Origin of the sequence: Nonomuraea terrae (genome assembly GCF_004348995.1) — a bacterium.
Taxonomy (GTDB): Bacteria; Actinomycetota; Actinomycetes; order Streptosporangiales; family Streptosporangiaceae; genus Nonomuraea; species Nonomuraea terrae.
Genome location: NZ_SMKQ01000118.1, coordinates 1 through 20,191, shown reverse-complemented (window position 1 = coordinate 20,191; position 20,191 = coordinate 1). Strand labels below are relative to the sequence as shown.

Below are 20,191 nucleotides of genomic sequence, written 5' to 3'. Positions count from 1 at the left end.
AACAGACAACCCTCTGACCTGGCACATTTGGCGGCATATCGCCGTACGTCCCAGATGGTTGACAGGGCTACGGGCGGGAGCCTAGCGTAACCGATCGGCAATGTCACGGTAATATTTCAGGAAATTGTCCGGAAACTTTCCGATGGCATTGATGCTGTTTCTCGCTTAATGCGCAGGAGAAGGTGACATGACACGTATGGACGCATTCCGCCGTCGTGTAGGCGGTTTCGCCTTCGGCGGGGACTACAACCCCGAGCAGTGGGACCGTTCCGTGTGGCAGGAGGACATGCGCCTCATGCGCGAGGCGGGCGTCAACACCGTCAGCCTGGGCGTGTTCGCATGGGCGTCGCTGGAGCCGGAGCCCGGCCGGTACGAGTTCGGCTGGCTGGACGAGATCATGGACCTCCTCCACGACCACGGCGTCAGCGTCAACCTGGCCACCCCCACGGCGGCGCCGCCCGTCTGGCTCACCCAGCTGCATCCCGAGGTCTTCCCGATCATGGCGGACGGGCAGCCGTTCGGCTTCGGCAACCGCCTGCACTACGACCCGTCCTCGCCGATCTACCGCGACCACGCCGCCCGGATCACCACGAAGCTGGCCGAGCGCTACTCCTTCCACCCGGCGCTGGCGATGTGGCACATCAGCAACGAGTACGGCCCGACGGCCTACAACGAGGCCGCCTCGGTGAACTTCCGGCGCTGGCTCCAGCGCAGGTACGGCACGCTGGAGGCGCTCAACGACGCGTGGACCACCCGTTTCTGGGGCCAGGTCTACACCGACTGGGAACAGATCGAGGTGCCGAACATCCCGCGCACCTGGATGAACCCGGCCCGGCGGCTCGACTTCAAGCGCTTCACCTCCGACGCGCTGCTGGAGTGCTACCTCGCCGAGCGCGACATCGTGCGCTCCTTCCGCGACGACATCCCGGTCATGACCAACTTCATGCGCTTCTTCCGCCACGCCGACTACTGGAAGTGGGCGCCGGAGGAGGACGCCGTCGCGCTCGACATCTACCCGAACCCGGCCGAGCCCGACTCCCACGTGTCGGCCGCGTTCAACTACGACCTGTTCCGCTCGCTCAAGGGCGGGCAACCGTGGATGCTCATGGAGCAGGCGGCGAGCGCGGTCAGCCAGTGGAAGCTCAACGTCGTCAAGGAGCCGGGGCGGATGAGGCTCGGCTCGCTGCAGGCGGTCTCGCGGGCGGCCGACTCGGTGATGTTCTTCCAGTGGCGGGCCGGCCGCGGCGGCCACGAACGGTTCCACTCGGCGATGTTGCCGCACTCGGGGCCGGACTCGCGGACGTTCCGGGAGGTCACCGACCTCGGGCGGGAGCTGAAGCTGCTCGCGCCGGTGGCCGGCACGACCCAGCGCGCGCAGGTCGCGATCCTGTTCGACTGGGACGGCTGGTGGGGGCTGGAGGAGGTGGCGGGGCTGCCGCGCAACGACTTCAGCTACACCGACACCGTCATGCGGCACTACACGCCGCTGTGGGAGCGCCACCTGCCGGTGGACGTGGTCTCCGCGACCTCGCCGCTGGACGGTTACCAGGTGCTGGTGGTGCCGAACGCGTACCTGATCGGCGACGAGGGTGTGGCGCGGATCGAGGCGTTCGCCCGCGACGGCGGGACGGTGGTCATGTCCTTCTTCTCCGGCGTCGTGGACGACTGCAACCGGGTGCGGCCCGGCGGCTACCCGGGGGCGTTCCGCCGGCTCATCGGGGCGAAGATCGACGAGTACTGGCCGGCCAGGCCGCACGAGGTGTTCGCCGTGGAGTTCGCCGACGGGCGGCGCGCGACGGCCACCTGGTGGCGCGACGACCTGCACCTGGAGACCGGCAGGGCGCTTGCCACGTACGCCGACGGGCTGCTGGCCGGGCGCGCCGCGGTGGTGGAGAACCAGTACGGCGCCGGACGCGTCGTCTACGTCGCGACCCTGCTGGAGCAGGCGGCGCTCGACGCCGTGGTGGCCGACGCGGTGGAGCGGGCGGGCGTCCGCTCCCGCTTCGAGGGTGTGCCGGCGCACGTGGAGTGCTCGGTGCGCGAGGACGCCGCGCACGAGTACGTCTTCCTGCTCAACCACAGCGCGGACGAGTCCGCATCCGTCCCGCTGGACGGCGGGACGGATCTGCTCACCGGCCTCCCGGTGTCAGGGCAGGTCGTGCTCGGCCCGCTCGGGGCGGCGGTCGTCCAGGTGGCCAGGGCGTAGCCAGGCGTCGACGCCGGCCCCCAGCTGGGCCTTGAGGTCGTCGGGGGCGAACGACGCCTCGATCGAGGCGCGGGCCAGCCCGGCCAGGCCGGCGTCGTCGAACCCGAGGGTCTGCCGCAGCCGGTCGTACTCGTCGGCCAGCGCCGTCTCGCCGTCGGTGTTGACCGTCACCGCCAGGCCGGCCGCCCGCAGCCGGGGCAGCGGGTGCTCGGCCAGCGAGGGCACGAGGCCGAGCAGGACGTTGGAGGTGGGGCAGACCTCCAGCGGGATGCCGCGCTCGCCCACCTCGGCCACCAGCTCCGGGTCGTCCAGCACCCGGATCCCGTGGCCGAGGCGCTCGGCGTGCCCCAGGTCGAGCGCCTCACGGACGCTGGCCGCCCCGGCCGTCTCGCCCGCGTGGTGCACGAGGTGCAGCCCGGCGTCCCTGGCCGCGTCGCACACCCGCGCGAACGGCGCCAGCGGGTGGCTCTCGTCGCCCGCCAGCCCGATGCCGATCACCTGCTCGTGCCGGCGGGCCAGCTCGTACGTGCGCCACAGCCGCTCCACCGGCCGGCGCCTGGAGTGGTCGAGCAGCACCCGGCACTCGACGCCGTAGCGCTCCCGGCCCTCGGCCAGCCCGTCGAGCACCGCCTCCAGCGGCATCTCCGGATCGCCCACGCGCTCGCCGTGCGAGGCGGCGGTGAACGTCACCTCGACGTAGCGGGTGCCCTGGGCGGCCTCGTCCTCGCAGAACTCCACCGCGACCCGGCGGAAGTGCTCGGCCGTGCGCAGCAGCTCCCTGACCCGGGCCCGCTGGTCGGCGAACTCCCTGAAGGTCGGGAACACCCGTTCGGGCTCGGCGGCCCCGCCCAGGTCGCGCACGGTCCTCGGCCGTACGGTGCTCTCGAGGTGGACATGCAGGTGGGCCTTCGGCAGCGACCGTACGTCTCTCACCTTCCGGCACCCTAGGGAGCGCACCGGAACGTCCGCAACCGGATATCCGCTCTCATCGGGAGGCTCGTCAGGGCTTGACGAGGCGGATCTTCGACTGCTTGTGCAGCGGCTCCCAGTCGTCCATGAACGTGGCGCGGAAGCCGTACTTCTCGGCCAGGGCGATCAGCGTCTCGGCGCGGTAGTAGAAGTCCTCCCGCAGCACCTGGTGCTCCTTGCCCTCGGTGCGGTCGAAGGTGAAGTCGAACCAGGCGCCCGGCTTCATGACCCTGCCGACGTGGGCGAAGCACTCCTCGATCACCTCGATCGGGGAGTGGGAGAAGACGCTGTGCGCGTGGACCACGTCGAAGTGCTCGTTCGGCAGGAACGCGAAGCGCATGTCGCGCACCGGCGTGAGGTACGGCAGCTTCTCCCCCAGCCCGTGCCGCACCAGCGTGTCCTGGGCGGCCATGAGGATGTCGGGCGAGATGTCGACGCCGTAGTAGTTGCCGGTGTGCAGGTAGTCGATGAACAGGTGGCCCGCCCGCAGGTTGCCGCACCCGATCTCCAGCATCCGGCACTCGGGCTTCAGTCCGTGCTCGACGAGGTAGTCGAACTGCAGCCTTCCCAGCTGGAGCCACCGCTTGTGGGTGTGCGAGCCGACCGCGCCCTCGGGGTCGCGCGCGGTGTCGGACCTCATCACGGCCCGGTAGTAGGAGACGTGGTCGCGCGTGTGCAGCCGAAACCACGTGTCGCGGGCCAGCCGCCGCAGGTGGGGGAGGATTTTCCGCGGATTTTTGATCGCGTACGTCACTTGGTGGACGAGGCTGGAACGGGAGCGTTTCACAGTGGGGAATCTAAGTCAGCCGCACCCGATCCCCAAGGCTTGAGGCGACACTCTTGATCCCTCGTTTGCGCAGCCTTTCTCCACCGCACAATAGACGCGGCAATTTTGTACGGATATCAGCCAAAAGCCCCAAAAGTCGTGCTTTAGCAGCCGAATATTATTCGGCAGTCAGGAGCCGGGAAGTTCGTCGGCGAGTTTCTCCGTCCCGCTCGATCTCGTGACCTCGGTCCTGCTGGAGGACTCCAGGAACCACCCGCCCGCTCCTGGACGCCATCCCCAAAGTGCGCGGCAAGCGGCCGCCCACGGCAACGCCCCGACATCGTGCTCGCCGACCGCGGCTACGACCATGACAAGCACCCGCAGATCCGGCCGCTGATCGCCCGCCGCGGCACCGAACACGGCTCCGGCCTCGGCAAACACCGCTGGGTCGTCGAGCAGATCTTCGCCCCGCTTGCCCGCCTTCCGACGCCTGCGCATCCGCCGGGACGCCCGCGCAGACATCCACGACGCCTTCCTCGAACTGGCCTGCGCACTGGTCGCCGGCGACGCCTCACCTCATTGCCTTAGCAGTTCTTAGGACAGCGGCGGGCCACCTACCTACGGTAGGCGAGGCGGCGCAGCAGGATCTCCGCCGGGCCGCGGTGTCCGGCGCGCCGCATGAGATCGGCGATGAGCAGCGAGACCAGCCACGTCGCCGCGGCCACCCCCAGGGCGCCGGTAAGTCCGAGTTCGTCCTGGAGCCCGAGCCCGTACGGATGGAAGACCGCGACGAACGCGACGGACTGGAAGAGGTACAGGGTCAGTGAGCGCTGGCCAAGCGCTTCGACGGCCGTGGTCAGGCGCTTGCGCCGCCGGACGGCCACGATCGCGATCAGTGCCATGATCGCGGCCATGCCGATTCCGCCCAGGAATCCGGTGAACGCCTGCGCGAGGGCCGCGATCCACACCGCGGCGTCCGACGGCCGGGTCCACTCCCCTTCCTGGATGAGGGCGGCGGGAACGCCACCGGCGATGGACACGACCGTGGTGAGCACTGAGGCGTGGAGCAGGAACCTCCGGTGCTGAGCGGGCTGGTCCAGCAGGCGCCGCCGCGCCGCCCACATGCCGACGATCACCCCGGGAGTGATCGAGACGACGCCCACGACCACGCCGTAGGGCCAGTCCTGGATCCGGGAGAGGAACATCTCCCCGAAGTCCCTGTCGCCGGCGGCGATGGAGCTCATGGTGTAGGCGGCGACGTGGTGTGACATCGCCCGCCACATGGGGTATCCGACGACGAAAGTGGACAGCGCCAGGCTGATGCCCGCCGCCCACAGGAGCATGGCGTCCTTGGCCCGCAGCAGACCGGCGAGCAGCACGGCGGCCACGCCGTACACCGCGAGGATGTCGATCGGCACCAGCACCGCCACGTGGACGAAGCCGATCGCGACCAGCCACCATCCCCGGCGGCGCTGCAGCTTGCGGATGCTCACCCAGTCGTTGCCGCGCCGTAACTCCCGGTCCATCAGCTGCACCAGCGCGTAGCCGAACAGGAAGGCGAACATCGGCCGCGCGTGGTTGTGGACGAAGAGCTGGTAGAAGAAGCCGGCGATCTCGTTGGCCACGGCGGAGCCGCGATTGGCCGTGACCACGAACAGCGGCGCGTGCGCCAAGGCTATGGCCAGCAGCATGACGCCACGGGCCAGGTCCGGGGCCAGCGCCCGTGCGGCCATGCCGTGCGGCGGAGCTTCTTCGTGGGGGGACGTCTGCAAAACTGCTCTCCTCAGCCGCTTTCTGCCGGGCAGCGGCATTCCTTCCGCCGCCAAGGGATGGATCATATGCAACAGGGGCCTGCGGAGGCAGTGGCTGATGCCTTCAGGGCTCTGTCCGGCCGGCGTTGTTCCGGTGTCGGCGGAACGTGACGCCTCCACCTTCGTCGTATCGCCGACGGACAGCCAGTGCCCCGCGTGGCCTATGGACTAGCAGTACCAGGTGTCCCGAGTGTCATGGCGCCACATACTGGTAAATGGGCAGATCCAGAGAACTGGGCAGGGCACTGCGTGGCCGGTGTCCGCGGTGGGAGTGCCCCGCCGGCGGGGCACGGCGGGGCGCCGGGTTACGGCGCGATGAGCCGGCGCCGCTGGCCGTCCTGTCGGTGGACCACGTCGTCCGTCTGGAGCAGGGCCTGGCCACCTCTCCTCGGCGCAGGTGCTGTCCGCGCACTGCGGCCCCGGTGCGGAGGAGCCCGCAGGACGTCACCGCCACGCACCTGTACGCGCCGGGGCTCAAGTTGCACATGCGCAACGCCGTGCGCTGAGGAAGCGGAGATCATGGAGGTGCTGGAGATCGTCAGCGTCATCGGCGGCAACGCGGCCACCAGGGCCGCCCCCATGCCGGCGCGGGCCGTGGCCGCGACCTCGAACGGGCAGCCGTCCGCGTGACGGCCGGAGGCGAGGGCCGGCAGGCGGGACGCGCCGGCCCTCCGCTAGCCCAGGTAGTCGCGCAGGGCCAGGGAACGGGAGGGGTGGCGCAGCTTGGACATCGTCTTGGCCTCGATCTGGCGGATGCGCTCACGCGTGACGCCGTAGACGCGGCCGATCTCGTCGAGGGTCATCGGCTTGCCGTCGTTGAGGCCGTAGCGCATGCTGATCACGCCCGCCTCGCGGTCGGAGAGCTGGCCGAGCAGGGCGCGCAGCTGCTGCTGCAGGAGAGTGAAGGAGACGGCGTCGGCCGGGGAGACGGCCTCGGTGTCCTCGATGAGGTCGCCGAACTCGCTGTCGCCCTCGTCACCGAGCGGGGTGTGCAGGGAGATCGGCTCGCGGCCGTAGCCCTGCACCTCGATGACGCGGTCGACCTCGAGCTCGCACTCCTTGGCGATCTCCTCGGGCATGGGCTCGCGGCCGAGCTCGCTCTGCAGCCGGCGCTGCACCCGCGCCACCTTGTTGATCAGCTCCACCATGTGGACGGGGATGCGGATCGTCCGGGCCTGGTCGGCCATCGCACGGGTGATGGCCTGCTTGATCCACCACGTGGCGTACGTGGAGAACTTGTAGCCGAGCCGGTAGTCGAACTTCTCGATCGTCCGGATCAGGCCGAGGTTGCCCTCCTGGATGAGGTCGAGGAAGAGCATGCCGCGGCCGGTGTAGCGCTTGGCGATGGAGACGACCAGCCGCAGGTTGGCCTCCAGCATGCGGCGCTTGGCCCGCTCGCCGTCGTCGGCGATCCACTCCAGGTCGGCGCGCAGGTCGTCGGGAAGCCCCGGCTCGGTGTCGAGCCGCTCCTTGGCGAACAGCCCGGCCTCGATGCGCTTGGCCAGGTCGATCTCCTGCTCGGCGGTCAGCAGCGGGACACGGCCGATCTCCTTCAGGTACGCCTTCACCGAGTCGGCGCCGAGCGTCCCGCCGTCGGCGACGTTGTCGTCCAGTTCGAGAACCTCTGCTGCTTGGGACAAAACTCTCTCCTCGCTCGCTTTGGACGGACGGCGGCCTTGAAGCCCACGGGAGCCCGGAATCGCACCGGGAAGACTGCGGCGACGGGCACCTTGGAGTTGTGAGGACGTGCGAACGTGACGGGCGCCTGATGGCCCGTCTCCTTATCACGCTACCCAACGCATCCGACAACATGGGCCCGCGCGGGCCGCGCTAGTGCGGCAGGGAGGCCTGCGCGGCGCGCAGTTCGGCGAGGGATCCGGGCAGATATCCGGCCAGTTCCCACGCGTCGGGCACCATCTCGCGGTCGGTGAGGACGCCGACGTGGAGGGAGCCGTCGTAGGAGAAGGCCGTGATGTTGACGCCGCCGCTCACGTCCGAGATGACCGAGACGGGATAGAGGCTGAGCAGCCGGGCGCCGCACACGTACAGGGGGAACTGCGGGCCCGGCACGTTCGAGACGATCACGTTGATCGGCGGCGAGGCCTGGCCGATCAGCCCGAACGCCGAGCGTGAGGCCAGCCCCATGAGCGCGGCCGGCATCGACTCGCTGAACTCCCGCAGCCACCGCGCGGGCGCCACCGAGAACCGGTCCTTGATCCGGTGCATGGCGTGCCGTACGTGGTGCAGCCGGGCGACCGGGTCGGCGACGTGCACGGCGAGCGGCGCCGTCATGAGCGTCACCTGGTTGCCGGGCTCGTCGACGCCGACGTCCCGCAGCGAGAACGGCACCCCCGCCACCAACGGCCGGCGGGGCACGCCGCCGTGCGCGGCCAGCCACGTCCGCAGCGCGCCCGCGCACACGGTCATGACCACGTCGTTGACGGTGACGCCGAACGCCTTGCGGACCTCCTTGATCTCCTCCAGCGGCAGCGACGCGAACGCGAAACGCCGGTGCCGCGACACCGGCCCGCTGAACGGCGTTTTCGGCGCGGGCAGCGTCGGCAGGCCGGGCGCCCGGCCGTGCCCGGCCAGACGGCGGGCGAATCCGGAGACCACCCCGGCGCCGGGCAGCCGGGACAGCAACGGGATCTCGTCCAGGACGGGCACCGCCTGGGCGGCGAACCGGAGGGCGTGCGCCGGGTTACCGGCCAGCCTGACCAGCCCGCGGGCCAGCATCCCGGCCGGGCCTGGCGGCGGTGCGTCGTGCTCCGGCTCGTACGGAGGCGGCTCCGCGGGCTCGGGGCCGAGGTCGAGCAGCGCGGCCAGCACGTCGGCGCCGCCCACGCCGTCCACGGCCGCGTGATGGATCTTCGTGTACAGGCCCATGCGGCCGCCGGACAAACCGTGGATCAGGTAGATCTCCCACAGCGGCCGGCCGCGGTCGAGCCGCCGGGCGTGCAGCCGCGAGACCTGCTCGGCCAGCTGCCGCTCGTCGCCGGGCGGCGGCAGGCCGATCTCTCGAACGTGGTAGTCGAGGTCGAGGTCGTCCTCCTGCGCCCAGTACGGGTGGTCCAGCCCCAGCGGCACCGGGGCGAGCCTGCGCCGCAGCGCGGGGACGTACGGGAGCCGCCGCTCCAGCAGGGCCTGCAGGTCGGCGCGGTTGAGGTCGCCGTCGACGATGGCGAGGCCCGCGATGTTCGCGATGTTCGTGTCGGTCTCGAACTGGAGGAACTGCGCGTCGAGAGCGGTCAACTGCGGCATCCGTCACACCTCCGCACCGAACCAATCAGACTCCGCCCATCACTGCAAGGAACGACTTCCGGTGAAAAAGAGTCAGAGGAGGAGAAATGGCGCGATTGAGGTTGGGCTTGGCGGAGAATCTATACATCATGCTCCCCTCCGAATACCCCATCAAGCAGGTACGCGCGACGTATCCTGCGCTCTCCGACGGTCACGCCTACCTCGACGGCGCCGCCGGCACCCAGGTCCCCCGATCGGTGATCGAGGCCATCGCCACCGCCTACCGGTCCGGCCTCGGCAACGTCGGAGGCGCCTTCCCGGCGAGCCACCGTTCCGACGCGATCGTGGCCGCCTGCCGCGCCGCGGTCGCCGACCTGGTCGGCGGCCGGCCCGGCGGCGTGATCCTCGGCCCCAACATGACCACGCTCACCTACCGCCTGGCCAGGGCCATCGCCGGGCCCGGTGACGAGGTCGTGGTCTCGCGGCTCGACCACGACGCCAACGTCCGGCCCTGGACGCAGACCGGCGCCACCGTGCGCTGGGCCGAGGTCGATCCGGTCACCGGGGAGCTGCCGGTCGAACAGTACGCCGACCTCGTCAACGAGCGCACCAGGGTGGTCGCGGTGACGGCGGCCAGCAACATCATCGGCACCCGTCCCGACGTGCCCGCCATCGCCGAGATCGCCCACGCCGCCGGCGCGCTCGTGTACGTCGACGGCGTGCACGCCACCCCGCACGGCCCGGTCGACATGCGCGCGCTCGGCGCCGACTTCTACGCCACCAGCGCCTACAAGTGGTCGGGCCCGCACATCGGCGCGGTCATCGCCGACCCGGCGCTGCTGGAGACGCTGCGGCCCGACAAGCTGGCCCCCTCGTCCGACACGGTGCCGGAGCGGTTCGAGACGGGCACCTCGCCCTTCGCCGACCTCGACGGGGTCACCGCCGCGGTCGACCACCTGGCCGCCATGGTGCCGGGCACCGGCAACCGCCGCGAGCGCCTGCTGAACTCGATGGCCGCAGCGGAGGCGTACGAGCAGGCGCTGTTCGCGGTGCTCGTCGAGGGGCTGGAGACGATGCCGCACGTCACGACGTACGGCAAGCCCGCCCGGCGCACCGCCACCGTCTACTTCAACGTGGCCGGGCGCACCCCGCACCAGGTCGCCGAGCACCTGGCCAAGCTGGGCGTCAACGTCTGGCACGGCCACAACTACGCCTGGGAGCTGACCGGCGCGATGGGCATCCGCGACGCCGGCGGCGCGGTGCGGGCGGGCCTGGTCCACTACAACGACCGTTCGGACGTCGACCGGCTGCTCGACGGGGTGGCGCGCCTGGAATGAACCGCGGGTCCCGGTTGCTGTCCGGGACGAAGTCGTTCATGGAAGAAGGCGTTTCGCATGTCAGCGCAGGCCGTCGCGGCCCGGCTCATCGTGCAGGCCCTGGAGGCCGAAGGCGTCGAGTACGTCTTCGGCATCCCGGGCGAGGAAAACATCCATTTCGTCGACGCTCTCAGAGACTCCCCCATCCGCTACATCCTGGTGCGCCACGAGCAGGGCGCGGCGTTCATGGCGGAGATCTACGGCCGGCTCACCGGCAAGGCGGGTGTGGCCTCGGCCACGCTCGGACCCGGCGCCATCAACCTGCAGCTCGGCGTGGCCGACGCCACCACCAACAGCACCCCGGTGGTGGCGATCACGGCGCAGGTCGGGCTCGACCGCATCTACAAGGAGTCGCACCAGGTGGTCGACCTGGTGTCGCTGTTCAGGCCGATCACCAAGTGGTCGGAGCTGGCGCCCTCCGCGCAGGCGCTGCCCGAGCTGATCCGCAAGGCGTTCAAGACCGCGCAGACCGAGCGCCCCGGCGCCGTCTACCTGGCCATCCCCGAGGACGTCGAGTCGGCGCCGCTCCCCGCCGACCTGCGCCCGCTCCCGGTCAACGTCGTACGCCCGCAGGACCCCTCCCCCTCCCAGATCGCCCGTGCGGCCGACGTGCTGGCCACCGCCCGCCGGCCGATCGTGCTGGCCGGTCACGGCGCCACCCGCGCCGGGGCCTCGGACGCGCTCGTCCGCTTCTCCGAGCGGCTCGGCCTGCCGGTGGCCACCACGTTCAACGGCAAGGGTGTCTTCCCCGACGACCACCGGCACGCCCTCGGCGCGGTCGGGTTCATGCGGCACGACTACGTGAACTTCGGCTTCGACGAGGCCGACGTGCTCATCACGGTCGGGTACGAGCTGCAGGAGTTCGACCCGGTCAAGATCAATCCGCTGCGCGACAAGAAGATCATCCACATTCACCGGTTCCCCGCCGAGGTGGACGACCACTACCCCGTGGACGTCGGCGTGCAGGGTGACATCTCACGCTCGCTGCACGCGCTCGGCGACGCCGTGCACCGGCGTTTCTCGCTGAACGGCACCGGCGAGCGGATCCGCCGCATGCTCAAGGAGGAGCTGGAGCAGGGGCGTTCGGAGGACGGGTTCCCGCTGTCGCCGCGCCGGGTGGTGGCCGACATCCGCGAGGCGATGGGGCGCGAGGACATCGTGCTGGCCGACACGGGCGCGGTGAAGATGTGGATGGCCCGGATGTACCCGACGTACGAGCCGAACACGATACTGGTCTCCAACGGGCTGTCGTCGATGGGGTTCGCGGTGCCGGGCGCGCTGGCGGCCAAGCTGGCGTTCCCGCGGCGGCGGGTGCTCGCGGCGACGGGCGACGGGGCTTTCCTGATGAACGTGCAGGAGCTGGAGACGGCCGTACGCGAGAACGTGCCGTTCGTGGTGCTGGTGTGGGTCGACGGCGCGTACGGGCTGATCGAGTGGAAGATGAACCTGGAGCTGGGCCGCGACTCCCACGTGGCCTTCGGCAACCCCGACTTCGTCAAACTGGCCGAAAGCTTCGGAGCCCGCGGCTATCAGATCAACGCGGCCGACGACCTCCTGCCGACCCTGCGCAAGGCGTTGTCCGACGACGCGGTGTCGGTGATCGCCGTCCCGGTCGACTACTCCGCCAACCTCGAACTCACCAGCAAACTCGGCGAACTCACCGGCCCGTTCTGACCGGACACACCTGGGGCGGGCTCGCCGGGCCGTTCTAAGATCGGCTGGATGAGCCTGCCCGCCGTACCCGCCGCCGAGTCCCCCGCCGGATCCGCTGCCGGGCTGCTGCCGGTCGAGCCGGCGCGCGACCCGTACCACGTCTATCTCGACTCGCTGACCAGCCCGGAGTCGCGCCGGACGATGCGCGGCTGCCTCGACCGGCTGGCCAAGCTGCTCACCGGCGACGAGAACGCCACCGGTGCGGGCCAGCCGTGGCACCTGCTGCGTTACGAGCACACCGTGCGCATCCGCACGATGCTCACCGACCAGGGGTGGTCGGCGGCGTACGTCAACAAGCACCTGGTCGCGCTGCGCCGGGTGCTGAAGGAGGCGTGGCGGCTCGGGCAGACCACCGCGGAGGACTTCGCCCGCGCCGCCGATCTGGCCCCCGTGCGCCAGAGCCGCCTGCCGACCGGACACCACGTGCCGCCCGAGGTGGTGGGGGCGGCGCTGGCGGCGTGCGACGACTCGCCGGCCGGGGTGCGCGACGCGGCCCTGATCGCGGTGCTGTACTCCACCGGCTGCCGCCGCGCCGAGCTGGGCGGGCTGGAACTGCCCGACTACGACCCGGGGGCACGTTCGCTGCGGGTGCGCGGCAAGCGCGACAAGGAACGCCTGGTCTACCTGACCACAGACGCGATCGGGCTGGTGGAACGCTGGCTGGCGGTCCGCGGAAACGCGCCGGGCGCGCTGTTCAGCCCGATCAGCAAGGCGGGACGGGTACGCGTGCGCGACGGGCGGCCGGTGGGGCTGACCGGGCAAGGTATCGCCGACATCCTGGCCCGCCGGCTCGGGGCGGCGGGCGCGGCCCGGCGTACGGCGCACGACTTCCGCCGGACGTTCATCGGCGAACTGCTGGACGCGGGGGTGGACCTGGCGACGGCCCAGGCCCTGGTGGGCCATTCCAGCCCGGCCACCACGGCCCGCTACGACCGCCGCCCGGAACGCACCCGCCGCGAAGCCGTCGACCGCCTCCGCCTCCCCGCCCCACGCCCTCTCGCCTGACCCCACGCAAGGCCTCCACACGCTGCGCCCTCGACGCCCTCGACGCCCTCGACCGTGTCAGCTCACCAGGCGGGGGACGACGCCGGTGGTGTGCAGGCGTTCGCGGGCGGCGGCGATGGCCTCGTCGGTGGTGGCGAACACGCGGCCGGTACGGTCGAGCCGGGCGATCACGCCGAGCGCCTCCAGTGGCTGGTGGTGGCCGTCGGGGATGCCGGAGACGTAGACGGCGATGCCGCGCCGTTCGAGCCGCTGGATGGCGTCGCCGAGGACGAGTGCGCCGCTGGCGTCGATCGTGGTGACGCGGCGCATGCGCAGTACGACCACGGACACGTCGGTCACCTCCGACAGCTCCAGCAGGAAGCGCTGGGCGGCGGCGAAGAACAGGGGGCCGTCGAGCCGGTAGGTGACGATGTGTTCGGCGAGGAGGGCGTGCTCGTCCTCGGTGTGCTGGGGTTGCAGGTCGTGCCGGAGCGGCTCCTGGTCGAAGCGGACGTTACGGGCGATCGCCCGCAGCGCCAGCGCACCCGCCACGACGAGGCCGAGCAGGACGGCGAGCACGGTGTCGAGCATGAGGGTGGCGACGGCGGTCAGCACGAGGACGGCGCCGTCGCCCCGGGTGGAACGGATCATGGCGCGCACCGCGCCGATCTCGACCATCCGCACCGCCGTGGCCAGCAGCACCCCGGCCAGCGCGGCGAGCGGGATGCGGGAGACGAGCCCGGCGGCGAGGTAGACGATGCCGCCCAGGATGAGGGCGTGCGACAGCGCCGCCAGCCGGGACTGGGCCCCGGAGCGGACGTTGACCGCCGTGCGGACGATGGCGCCCGTGCCGGCCATGCCGCCGAACAGCGGGGTGATGAGGTTGGCCACGCCCTGGCCGAACAGCTCGCGGTCGGGGTCGTGGCGGTGGCCGCCGGACATGCCGTCGGCGACGCCGGCCGACAGCAGCGACTCGAGCGCGGCGAGCGCGGCCACGGCGACGGCGGGGCCGAGGAGGGCCGGGATCGCGCCGAGGTCGAAGAAGCCCAGCGACGGCGCGGGCAGCCCGGGGGGCAGGTGACCGATCCTGGTCAGGGGCAGCGCGGCCAGCTCCGCGACGAGGGTGGCGGCGGCCACGGCGAGCAGCGAGAACGGCACGGCGGGCCGGATTCTCGCGCCCACCAGCAGCAGCGCGGCCACGGCGAGGGTGACGCCGGCGGCCCACCAGTGGGGCGCGGCGAGGAAGTCGGCGACGGCGTGCCAGGCGATCACCGGGACCTGGTCGCTGTCGTGGGGCCGGACGCCGAGGGCGTGGGGGAACTGCTGCAGGCCGATCACGCATGCGATGCCGACCGTGAAACCGGCCACCACGGGCGCGGGGACGAGCGCCATGTAGCGGCCGGCGCGGGCCAGGGCGAGCGCGACGAGCAACAGCCCGGCGAGCAGGCCGACGGTCAGCACGCCGGCGGGGCCGTGGGTGCCGACGATGGGCATGAGCACGACGGTCATGGCGCCGCTGGTGCCGGACACCTGCAGGGCCGACCCGCCGAAGAGCGCGGCGAGCGATCCGGCGACGACGGCCGTGGCCAGGCCGGAGGCGGCACCGAGGCCGGAGGAGATGCCGAAGCCGAGCGCCAGAGGCAGCGCGATGACGGCCACCGTGAGCCCGGCGAGCAGGTCGTTACGGGGGCGGCGGCCCATGGCGGCCAGGTCGGCGCGTCGCGGGAGCAGGGCGCGGACCCGCCCCCACACCGCGGCCGTCACGCCGCGTCTCCTTTCGTGTCGGATCCGTCACCGGCGATGCGCGTGAAAGGTCCCTTCACCATCACTCCCTCTGCTGCGTAAAGAGAACGTCAACTTGTCCCAAATTGCATAACTCTGCAATTCGTGAAGAGGGCACCAGGATAACAAGGGAAACCGCGCTGACCTGGCCCGATTCCGCCTGGCCGGCGATATTCGCCGTACGCGGAATCGGGCCATCGTCTAAAAAAGCCGCAGCCGCCTTCAGCCCACTAGAAAGGGTTCCTTTTCCGAAAAAGGGGCTCTCAGAATGAGGTTTCCAGCATGGAGAACGCGCGTTCCGCCGCGCGTACCGCCTCCGGCTCGACCTCCGCCATCGGGCGGCCCTGCGCCAGCATCCGCCAGTTACGCCTGGCCAGCACCCGCTGCGCGGCCAGCACCTGCGCGGCCAGCAGCCCGGCGGCCAGTTCGTCGCCCGCCTCATCGGGCGTCTCCGTGAGAGCATCCGCGAGGGCGCCCGTGAGGGCCTCGGCGAGGGCCTGCTCGTCCTGCGAGATGTGCTGGAACAGCCGAGCCTGCAGGCCGGGCGTGGTGAACACCATCCGATGGAAGGCCAGCACCTCGGGGTCGTCGTTGAGGCCCGTCACGGGGTCGCGCCGGGCGAGCCCGTCGAGGAAGTGGCGGCGCAGCGCCTCCAGCGGGCGCTCACCCGCCACCCGCTCCCGCACGACCCGCGCCGCCTCGCCCCGGTGATCGGCGATGCGGTGCAGGACGAGATCCTCCTTGGCCGGGAAGTACTTGAACAGCGTCGGCTTCGAGACGCCGGCCGCCGCCGCGATCTCCGTCACCGGCACCTCGTCGAAGCCGCGCTCCAGGAAGAGCGCGATGGCCGCCGCCGAGATCGCCTCGTGCACCCGCCGCCGCTGCAGCTCCCGCAGTCCCGTCATGGGCTCCATCCTAGCAACGCGTTAACCTGGTCAATCTCTTTACCAAGTCAACACGCGACGGAGGCGGCGGCACACCGCACGTGGACCTTCCCCTGGCATGAGTCCTTTCCGCACTGCGGACCGGCTTCGACGGAGCGAGACACAGGGGCAGGGCCAGGCGTTTCGGCGCTCGGCCACGGGGTCTCACTTCTCGCTGTCGAGCATGGCCAGGTGCTGGGCCGCGTAGCGCTCGCCGGCCGCGGCATCCGCCGGCACCGCCGCTTCGATCTCGGCGAGTGTCTCCTGGTCGAGGGTGAGGTCCACGGCGGCGAGGGATTCGGCCAACCGGTCGCGGCGGCGGGCGCCGACCAGCGGGACGATGCCCTCGCCCTGGGCCGCGACCCAGGCGATGGCGACCTGGCTGGTCGTCGCCCCGATGCGCTCGGCGACTCGGGTCAGCGCGCCGACCAGGCGCAGGTTGGCCTCCAGGTTCCCGTCCTGGAAGCGGGGGCTGTGCGCCCGGAAGTCGCCGCCGCTCAGCTTCCTGTCGGGGTCCCAGTGACCGCTGAGCAGGCCGCGGGAGAGCACTCCGTAGGCGGTCAGGCCGATGCCGAGCTCACGCAGCGTCGGGATGATGGCCTTCTCGGGGCCTCGCGACAGAAGCGAGTACTCGATCTGCAGGTCGCTGATCGGGGCCACGGCGGCGGCGCGGCGAAGGGTGTCCGGCCCGACCTCCGAGAGACCGATGTGCCGGATATATCCGGCTTGCTGCATCTCCAGCATCGCCCCCACGGTGTCCTCGATCGGAATCTGCGGGTTCAGCCGGGAGGGGCGGTAGATGTCGATGTAGTCGGTTCCCAGACGCCGCAGCGAGTACGCCAGCCGGTCTTTCACCGCCGCCGCCGAGACATCGGCCGCTGCGGGCTGGAAGCCGCCGTCGGGCGTGCGCCGCGTGCCGAACTTCACGCTGATCACCACGTCCTCGCGGCGGCGGGCCTTGAGGGCACGGCCGATCAGCATCTCGTTGTGGCCGGAGCCGTAGAAGTCGCCGGTGTCGACGAGCGTGACGCCCGCGTCGATCGCGGCGTGGAGGGTCGCGATGCTCTCCTGCTCGTCGGCCGGCCCGTACAGGTCCGACATGCCCATGGCGCCCAGGCCGATGACCGAGACCCGGGGTCCGTGCGCGCCGAGTGGGCGGGTACCGATGGTTGGCACTCTGGTTCTCCTTGACGTGTCGCGTTCTTGGTCGCGGGACGCGGCTCAGGCCCGTGACGTGCGGCAGACCTTCGCCGGCACCCGGGCCTCGATCCGGCCCGCCCCTGTACATCCAGCGTGCACCGCTGTTCACGGGACAGCCACGGCTGCCCCCACCCAGGGGTTGACGTCCCCTGGCTCAGTCCCTCGGCACCGGCGACGATCGAGAGATGAACCACTCGGAACTCGCCGCGTACCTGAGGTCGCGGCGTGACAGGATCCGTCCGGCCGAGGTCGGTCTGCCCGCCGGTCCGAGGCGCCGGGTGCCGGGACTGCGGCGCGAGGAGGTCGCCCAGCTGGCGGGGCTGTCCGCGGACTACTACACCGAGCTGGAACGGGGCCGCGGCGTACAGCCCTCGGCACAGGTGCTGGCCGCACTCGCGCGGGCGCTGCGGCTGGACGGCGACGAACGCGACCATCTGTTCCACCTCGCCGACCGGCCGGTCCCCCAGGCCGCCCACGGCCCGACCGCGCACGTCCAGCCGGCGCTGCTCAGCCTGCTGGACCGGCTCTCCACCACCCCCGCCCAGATCATGACCGACCTGCACGAGACCCTCGCCCAGAACCCTCTGGCCATCGCGCTCGTCGGGCATCGAACCGGGGTACGGGGCCCCGCGGCCGGCTTCGTCTACCGCTGGTTCACCGACCCCGGCGCCCGCACGCTGTACCCGGTAGAGGACCACGACCACCACTCGCGTGTCTTCGTCGCCGACCTGCACGCCGTCGCCGCCCGTCGGGGGAAGGACCCTGAGGTGAGCCGGATGGTCTCCGCACTACGACGGCGCAGCCAGGAGTTCGCGAGCCTGTGGGAGACGCGTGACGTGGCCCTGCGGCGGGTCGACCACAAGCGGATCGTCCACCCCGCCCTCGGCGTCATCGAGGTGGACTGCCACAGCCCGTTCAGCGAGGACGGGCGCCAGCGCCTGCTGTGGTTCACCGCGCCGCCCGGCAGCAACGGCGCCGCCCAGCTGGAGCTGCTCTCCGTCATCGGCGCCCAGGACATGACGACCGGCGCCGACGACACCCAGCCGACCGGCACGTCCCGGATGACCAAGTAACGGCAGGCACCCACGATCCCGCCGCAAAGTGTTAACCTGGTAAATCTATTAACCGAGTTAACACTTGGAGTGGTGATGGGAACGCTCGACGACGAGCGGCGGCATGTCGAACGCTGCCGGGCCGGCCTGCGCCGGATGCTGGAGGGCGCGCGGGAGAACGTGATCGTCGGCGAGACCGTGGCCGGCGATCGCTACAGCGCCGAGCGCCTGGGCCGCCACCTCAAGAGCCTGGCCAAGGAGCTGAGCGAGGAGCCCGACGGGCCGCCGTTCTTCGGCCGGCTCGACTTCGGCGCGGGCGAGCACCAGGGCCGCGCGTACCACATCGGCAGGCGGCACATCACCGGCGAGCACGGCGGCCCGCCCGTGGTGGTCGACTGGCGGGCGCCGGTCGCGCGGGCGTTCTACCGGGCCGGCGCCGAAGATCCCCAGGGCGTCGCCCTGCGCCGCCGCTTCGGCTGGTCCGGCACCACCCTGACGGGCTTCGAGGACGAGCGGCTGGACCGGGGCGAGGAGGGCGGCGGCCACATCCTGGCCGCCGAGATCGAACGCCCCCGCGTCGGCCCCATGCGCGACATCGTCGCCACCATCCAGCCCGAGCAGGACGACCTCGTCCGCGCCGACCTCGACACCTCGATCTGCGTGCAGGGCGGGCCGGGCACCGGGAAGACCGCGGTGGGCCTGCACCGGGCCGCGTACCTGCTCTACGCCCAGCGCCGCCGCCTGGAACGCTCCGGCGTGCTCGTGCTCGGCCCCAACCCGGCCTTCCTCGGCTACATCTCGGCGGTGCTGCCCGCGCTCGGCGAGATGGACGTCGAGCAGACGACGCTGGAACGGTTGCTGGCCACCGTCCCGGTCACCGCCGCCGACACCGAGCAGGCGGCGGTCGTCAAACACGACGCGCGGATGGCGCGGGTGCTGCGCAAGGCCCTGTACGGCCGGATCGCGCGGCCCGCCGAGCCCGTCGTGGTGCCGGACGGCTCGACCCGTTGGCGGGTGCACGAGGACGAGCTGCGCCGCATCGTGGACGACACCCGCCGCGAGCCGCTCCCGTACGGCGTCGGCCGCGAACGCGTCCTGGCCCGCGTGGTGGCCGCGATCCGCCGCCAGGCGGAGGCCCGGGGCCGGACGGCGACCGCGGCCTGGCTGCGCGGTGTCGGCCGCGCCGTCACCCCCGCACTGGACGCCGTCTGGCCCGCCGTCAGACCCGAGGAGATCCTGTACGAGGTGCTGCGCGACCCCGTCGCGGCCGCCGGTGTCCTCACGGACGCCGAGCGCGCCGCGATCACCTGGTCCAGGCCGCCCCGAAGCCCCGCGAGCGCTCGCTGGTCGGCCGCCGACCTGGTGCTGCTGGACGAGGTCGGCGGCCTCCTCGAACGCCCCCGCGGCTACGGCCACGTCATCGTGGACGAGGCCCAGGACCTGTCGGCCATGGAGTGCCGGGCGGTGGCCAGGCGCAGCGCCCACGGCTCGCTCACCGTGCTCGGCGACCTGGCGCAGGGCACCACGCCGTGGGCCGCCACGTCGTGGCCGGAGCATCTGGAGCTGCTCGGCAAGCCCGACGGCCGGGTCGTCGCCCTCACGACCGGCTTCCGGGTGCCGGCGGCCGTGGTGGAGTTGGCCAACGCGCTGCTGCCGGCGCTCGGCGCACGGGTGCCGCCGACGCGCTCGTACCGGTCGGACGGACTGCTGCGGGTGCGGCGGGTGACCGACGTGGACAAGGGGGTGGTGGCGGCGGTGCGTGCGGCGCTCGCGTTCGAGGGGTCGATCGGGGTGATCGCGGCGGACGCCGCCGTGGAGACGCTCACGTCCGCGCTGTGGGACGAGGGGCTGGACGTGGGCGGGCGGCTCACCGTTCTGCCCGCCTCCATGTCGAAGGGGCTGGAGTACGACCATGTCGTCGTGGCGGAGCCGGCCGCCATCGTGGCGGCGGAGCGGCGGGGGCTGCACCGGCTGTACGTGGCGCTCACCCGGGCCGTCTCCCGGCTCGACGTCGTGCACGCCCGTCCGCTGCCGCCGCCGCTCACGTCGCCGGACGAAGCCTTCTGAGATGGGCGGATGTCCTCGACAGGTACGCGGCTTCGGTGTGTGATGTGGTTTCCCGTCCCGACAGGAGGCCCCGTGACGTCATCCCCGGACCCTCCCTCACCC

The 20,191-nt window shown here is 71.5% G+C and carries 14 protein-coding genes and 2 pseudogenes; 8 read left to right on the top strand and 8 right to left on the bottom strand.

Features of this window, described 5'->3' with window-relative positions:
* Nucleotides 1–196 precede the first annotated feature (196 nt).
* On the top strand, nt 197–2,206 hold the full coding sequence (locus E1286_RS29630) for a beta-galactosidase (RefSeq protein WP_132617725.1): 2,010 nt from the start codon (nt 197–199) through the stop codon (nt 2,204–2,206).
* Here the strand turns inward: E1286_RS29630 and add are convergent.
* On the bottom strand, nt 2,147–3,139 hold the full coding sequence (gene add, locus E1286_RS29625; RefSeq protein ID WP_132617705.1) for an adenosine deaminase: 993 nt from the start codon (nt 3,137–3,139) through the stop codon (nt 2,147–2,149). The two genes, E1286_RS29630 and add, sit on opposite strands and share 60 nt — an antisense overlap.
* 67 nt (nt 3,140–3,206) lie before the next feature.
* Nucleotides 3,207–3,962 (bottom strand): class I SAM-dependent DNA methyltransferase, encoded by a 756-nt coding sequence (locus tag E1286_RS29620; RefSeq protein WP_132617703.1) that lies wholly within the window; start codon nt 3,960–3,962, stop codon nt 3,207–3,209.
* A gap of 257 nt (nt 3,963–4,219) precedes the next feature.
* On the opposite strand from E1286_RS29620, the pseudogene E1286_RS50560 reads away from it, so the two are divergent.
* Nucleotides 4,220–4,539 (top strand): annotated as a pseudogene (locus E1286_RS50560) (hypothetical protein); the annotation flags it as partial.
* A 16-nt stretch (nt 4,540–4,555) separates the two neighbouring features.
* Here the strand turns inward: E1286_RS50560 and E1286_RS29615 are convergent.
* The gene (locus E1286_RS29615; RefSeq protein WP_342776271.1) at nt 4,556–5,713 is read right to left on the bottom strand and encodes a DUF418 domain-containing protein; all 1,158 of its coding nucleotides are present in this window, start codon (nt 5,711–5,713) and stop codon (nt 4,556–4,558) included.
* A 254-nt stretch (nt 5,714–5,967) separates the two neighbouring features.
* Here E1286_RS29615 and E1286_RS51775 point away from each other — a divergent pair, with 254 nt between their 5' ends.
* A complete protein-coding gene (locus tag E1286_RS51775; RefSeq protein ID WP_223190518.1) occupies nt 5,968–6,258 on the top strand; it encodes a hypothetical protein in 291 nt (96 codons plus the stop codon).
* Nucleotides 6,259–6,426: 168 nt separating this feature from the next.
* Here E1286_RS51775 and E1286_RS29605 read toward each other — a convergent pair.
* Nucleotides 6,427–7,350, bottom strand: a pseudogene (locus tag E1286_RS29605) (RNA polymerase sigma factor); the annotation flags it as partial.
* 232 nt (nt 7,351–7,582) lie between these two features.
* Complete coding sequence (locus E1286_RS29600; RefSeq protein WP_132617699.1) at nt 7,583–9,013, bottom strand: WS/DGAT/MGAT family O-acyltransferase; 1,431 nt, start codon at nt 9,011–9,013, stop codon at nt 7,583–7,585.
* A gap of 128 nt (nt 9,014–9,141) precedes the next feature.
* Here E1286_RS29600 and E1286_RS29595 point away from each other — a divergent pair, with 128 nt between their 5' ends.
* Genes E1286_RS29595 through E1286_RS29585 form a run of 3 tightly spaced genes read left to right on the top strand, consistent with a single transcriptional unit; the run spans nt 9,142 to nt 13,086 of the window.
* Complete coding sequence (locus E1286_RS29595; RefSeq protein WP_132617697.1) at nt 9,142–10,329, top strand: cysteine desulfurase-like protein; 1,188 nt, start codon at nt 9,142–9,144, stop codon at nt 10,327–10,329.
* A gap of 57 nt (nt 10,330–10,386) precedes the next feature.
* Nucleotides 10,387–12,042: an acetolactate synthase large subunit gene (locus tag E1286_RS29590; protein ID WP_132617695.1), complete on the top strand. Its 1,656-nt coding sequence runs from the start codon at nt 10,387–10,389 to the stop codon at nt 12,040–12,042.
* 48 nt (nt 12,043–12,090) lie between these two features.
* Nucleotides 12,091–13,086, top strand: a complete 996-nt coding sequence (locus E1286_RS29585; protein ID WP_132617693.1) for a tyrosine-type recombinase/integrase — start codon at nt 12,091–12,093, stop codon at nt 13,084–13,086.
* 57 nt (nt 13,087–13,143) lie between these two features.
* Here the strand turns inward: E1286_RS29585 and E1286_RS29580 are convergent, their stop codons facing one another.
* From E1286_RS29580 to E1286_RS29570, 3 genes are all read right to left on the bottom strand, one after another.
* Complete coding sequence (locus E1286_RS29580) at nt 13,144–14,766, bottom strand: SulP family inorganic anion transporter (RefSeq protein ID WP_132617721.1); 1,623 nt, start codon at nt 14,764–14,766, stop codon at nt 13,144–13,146.
* A gap of 344 nt (nt 14,767–15,110) precedes the next feature.
* Nucleotides 15,111–15,752: a TetR family transcriptional regulator gene (locus E1286_RS29575; protein ID WP_223190516.1), complete on the bottom strand. Its 642-nt coding sequence runs from the start codon at nt 15,750–15,752 to the stop codon at nt 15,111–15,113.
* A gap of 183 nt (nt 15,753–15,935) precedes the next feature.
* A complete protein-coding gene (locus E1286_RS29570) occupies nt 15,936–16,946 on the bottom strand; it encodes an aldo/keto reductase (protein WP_246075302.1) in 1,011 nt (336 codons plus the stop codon).
* A 209-nt stretch (nt 16,947–17,155) separates the two neighbouring features.
* Between E1286_RS29570 and E1286_RS29565 the strand changes: the two genes are divergently transcribed.
* Nucleotides 17,156–18,043: a helix-turn-helix transcriptional regulator gene (locus tag E1286_RS29565; RefSeq protein ID WP_132617689.1), complete on the top strand. Its 888-nt coding sequence runs from the start codon at nt 17,156–17,158 to the stop codon at nt 18,041–18,043.
* A 75-nt stretch (nt 18,044–18,118) separates the two neighbouring features.
* Nucleotides 18,119–20,089 carry a HelD family protein gene (locus tag E1286_RS29560; protein ID WP_132617687.1) on the top strand — a complete coding sequence of 657 codons (1,971 nt, stop codon included), beginning with the start codon at nt 18,119–18,121 and terminating at the stop codon, nt 20,087–20,089.
* Nucleotides 20,090–20,191: the final 102 nt, after the last annotated feature.

What these genes read in the sequence shown, in the direction of transcription:
- E1286_RS29630 (WP_132617725.1), top strand. Translation starts at nt 197, where the DNA reads ATGGACGCATTCCGCCGTCGTGTAGGCGGTTTCGCCTTCGGCGGGGAC.
- E1286_RS51775 (WP_223190518.1), top strand. Translation starts at nt 5,968, where the DNA reads ATGGGCAGATCCAGAGAACTGGGCAGGGCACTGCGTGGCCGGTGTCCG.
- E1286_RS29600 (WP_132617699.1), bottom strand. Translation starts at nt 9,013, where the DNA reads ATGCCGCAGTTGACCGCTCTCGACGCGCAGTTCCTCCAGTTCGAGACC.
- E1286_RS29595 (WP_132617697.1), top strand. Translation starts at nt 9,142, where the DNA reads ATGCTCCCCTCCGAATACCCCATCAAGCAGGTACGCGCGACGTATCCT.
- E1286_RS29590 (WP_132617695.1), top strand. Translation starts at nt 10,387, where the DNA reads ATGTCAGCGCAGGCCGTCGCGGCCCGGCTCATCGTGCAGGCCCTGGAG.
- E1286_RS29585 (WP_132617693.1), top strand. Translation starts at nt 12,091, where the DNA reads ATGAGCCTGCCCGCCGTACCCGCCGCCGAGTCCCCCGCCGGATCCGCT.
- E1286_RS29580 (WP_132617721.1), bottom strand. Translation starts at nt 14,766, where the DNA reads ATGGGCCGCCGCCCCCGTAACGACCTGCTCGCCGGGCTCACGGTGGCC.
- E1286_RS29575 (WP_223190516.1), bottom strand. Translation starts at nt 15,752, where the DNA reads ATGACGGGACTGCGGGAGCTGCAGCGGCGGCGGGTGCACGAGGCGATC.
- E1286_RS29565 (WP_132617689.1), top strand. Translation starts at nt 17,156, where the DNA reads ATGAACCACTCGGAACTCGCCGCGTACCTGAGGTCGCGGCGTGACAGG.
- E1286_RS29560 (WP_132617687.1), top strand. Translation starts at nt 18,119, where the DNA reads ATGGGAACGCTCGACGACGAGCGGCGGCATGTCGAACGCTGCCGGGCC.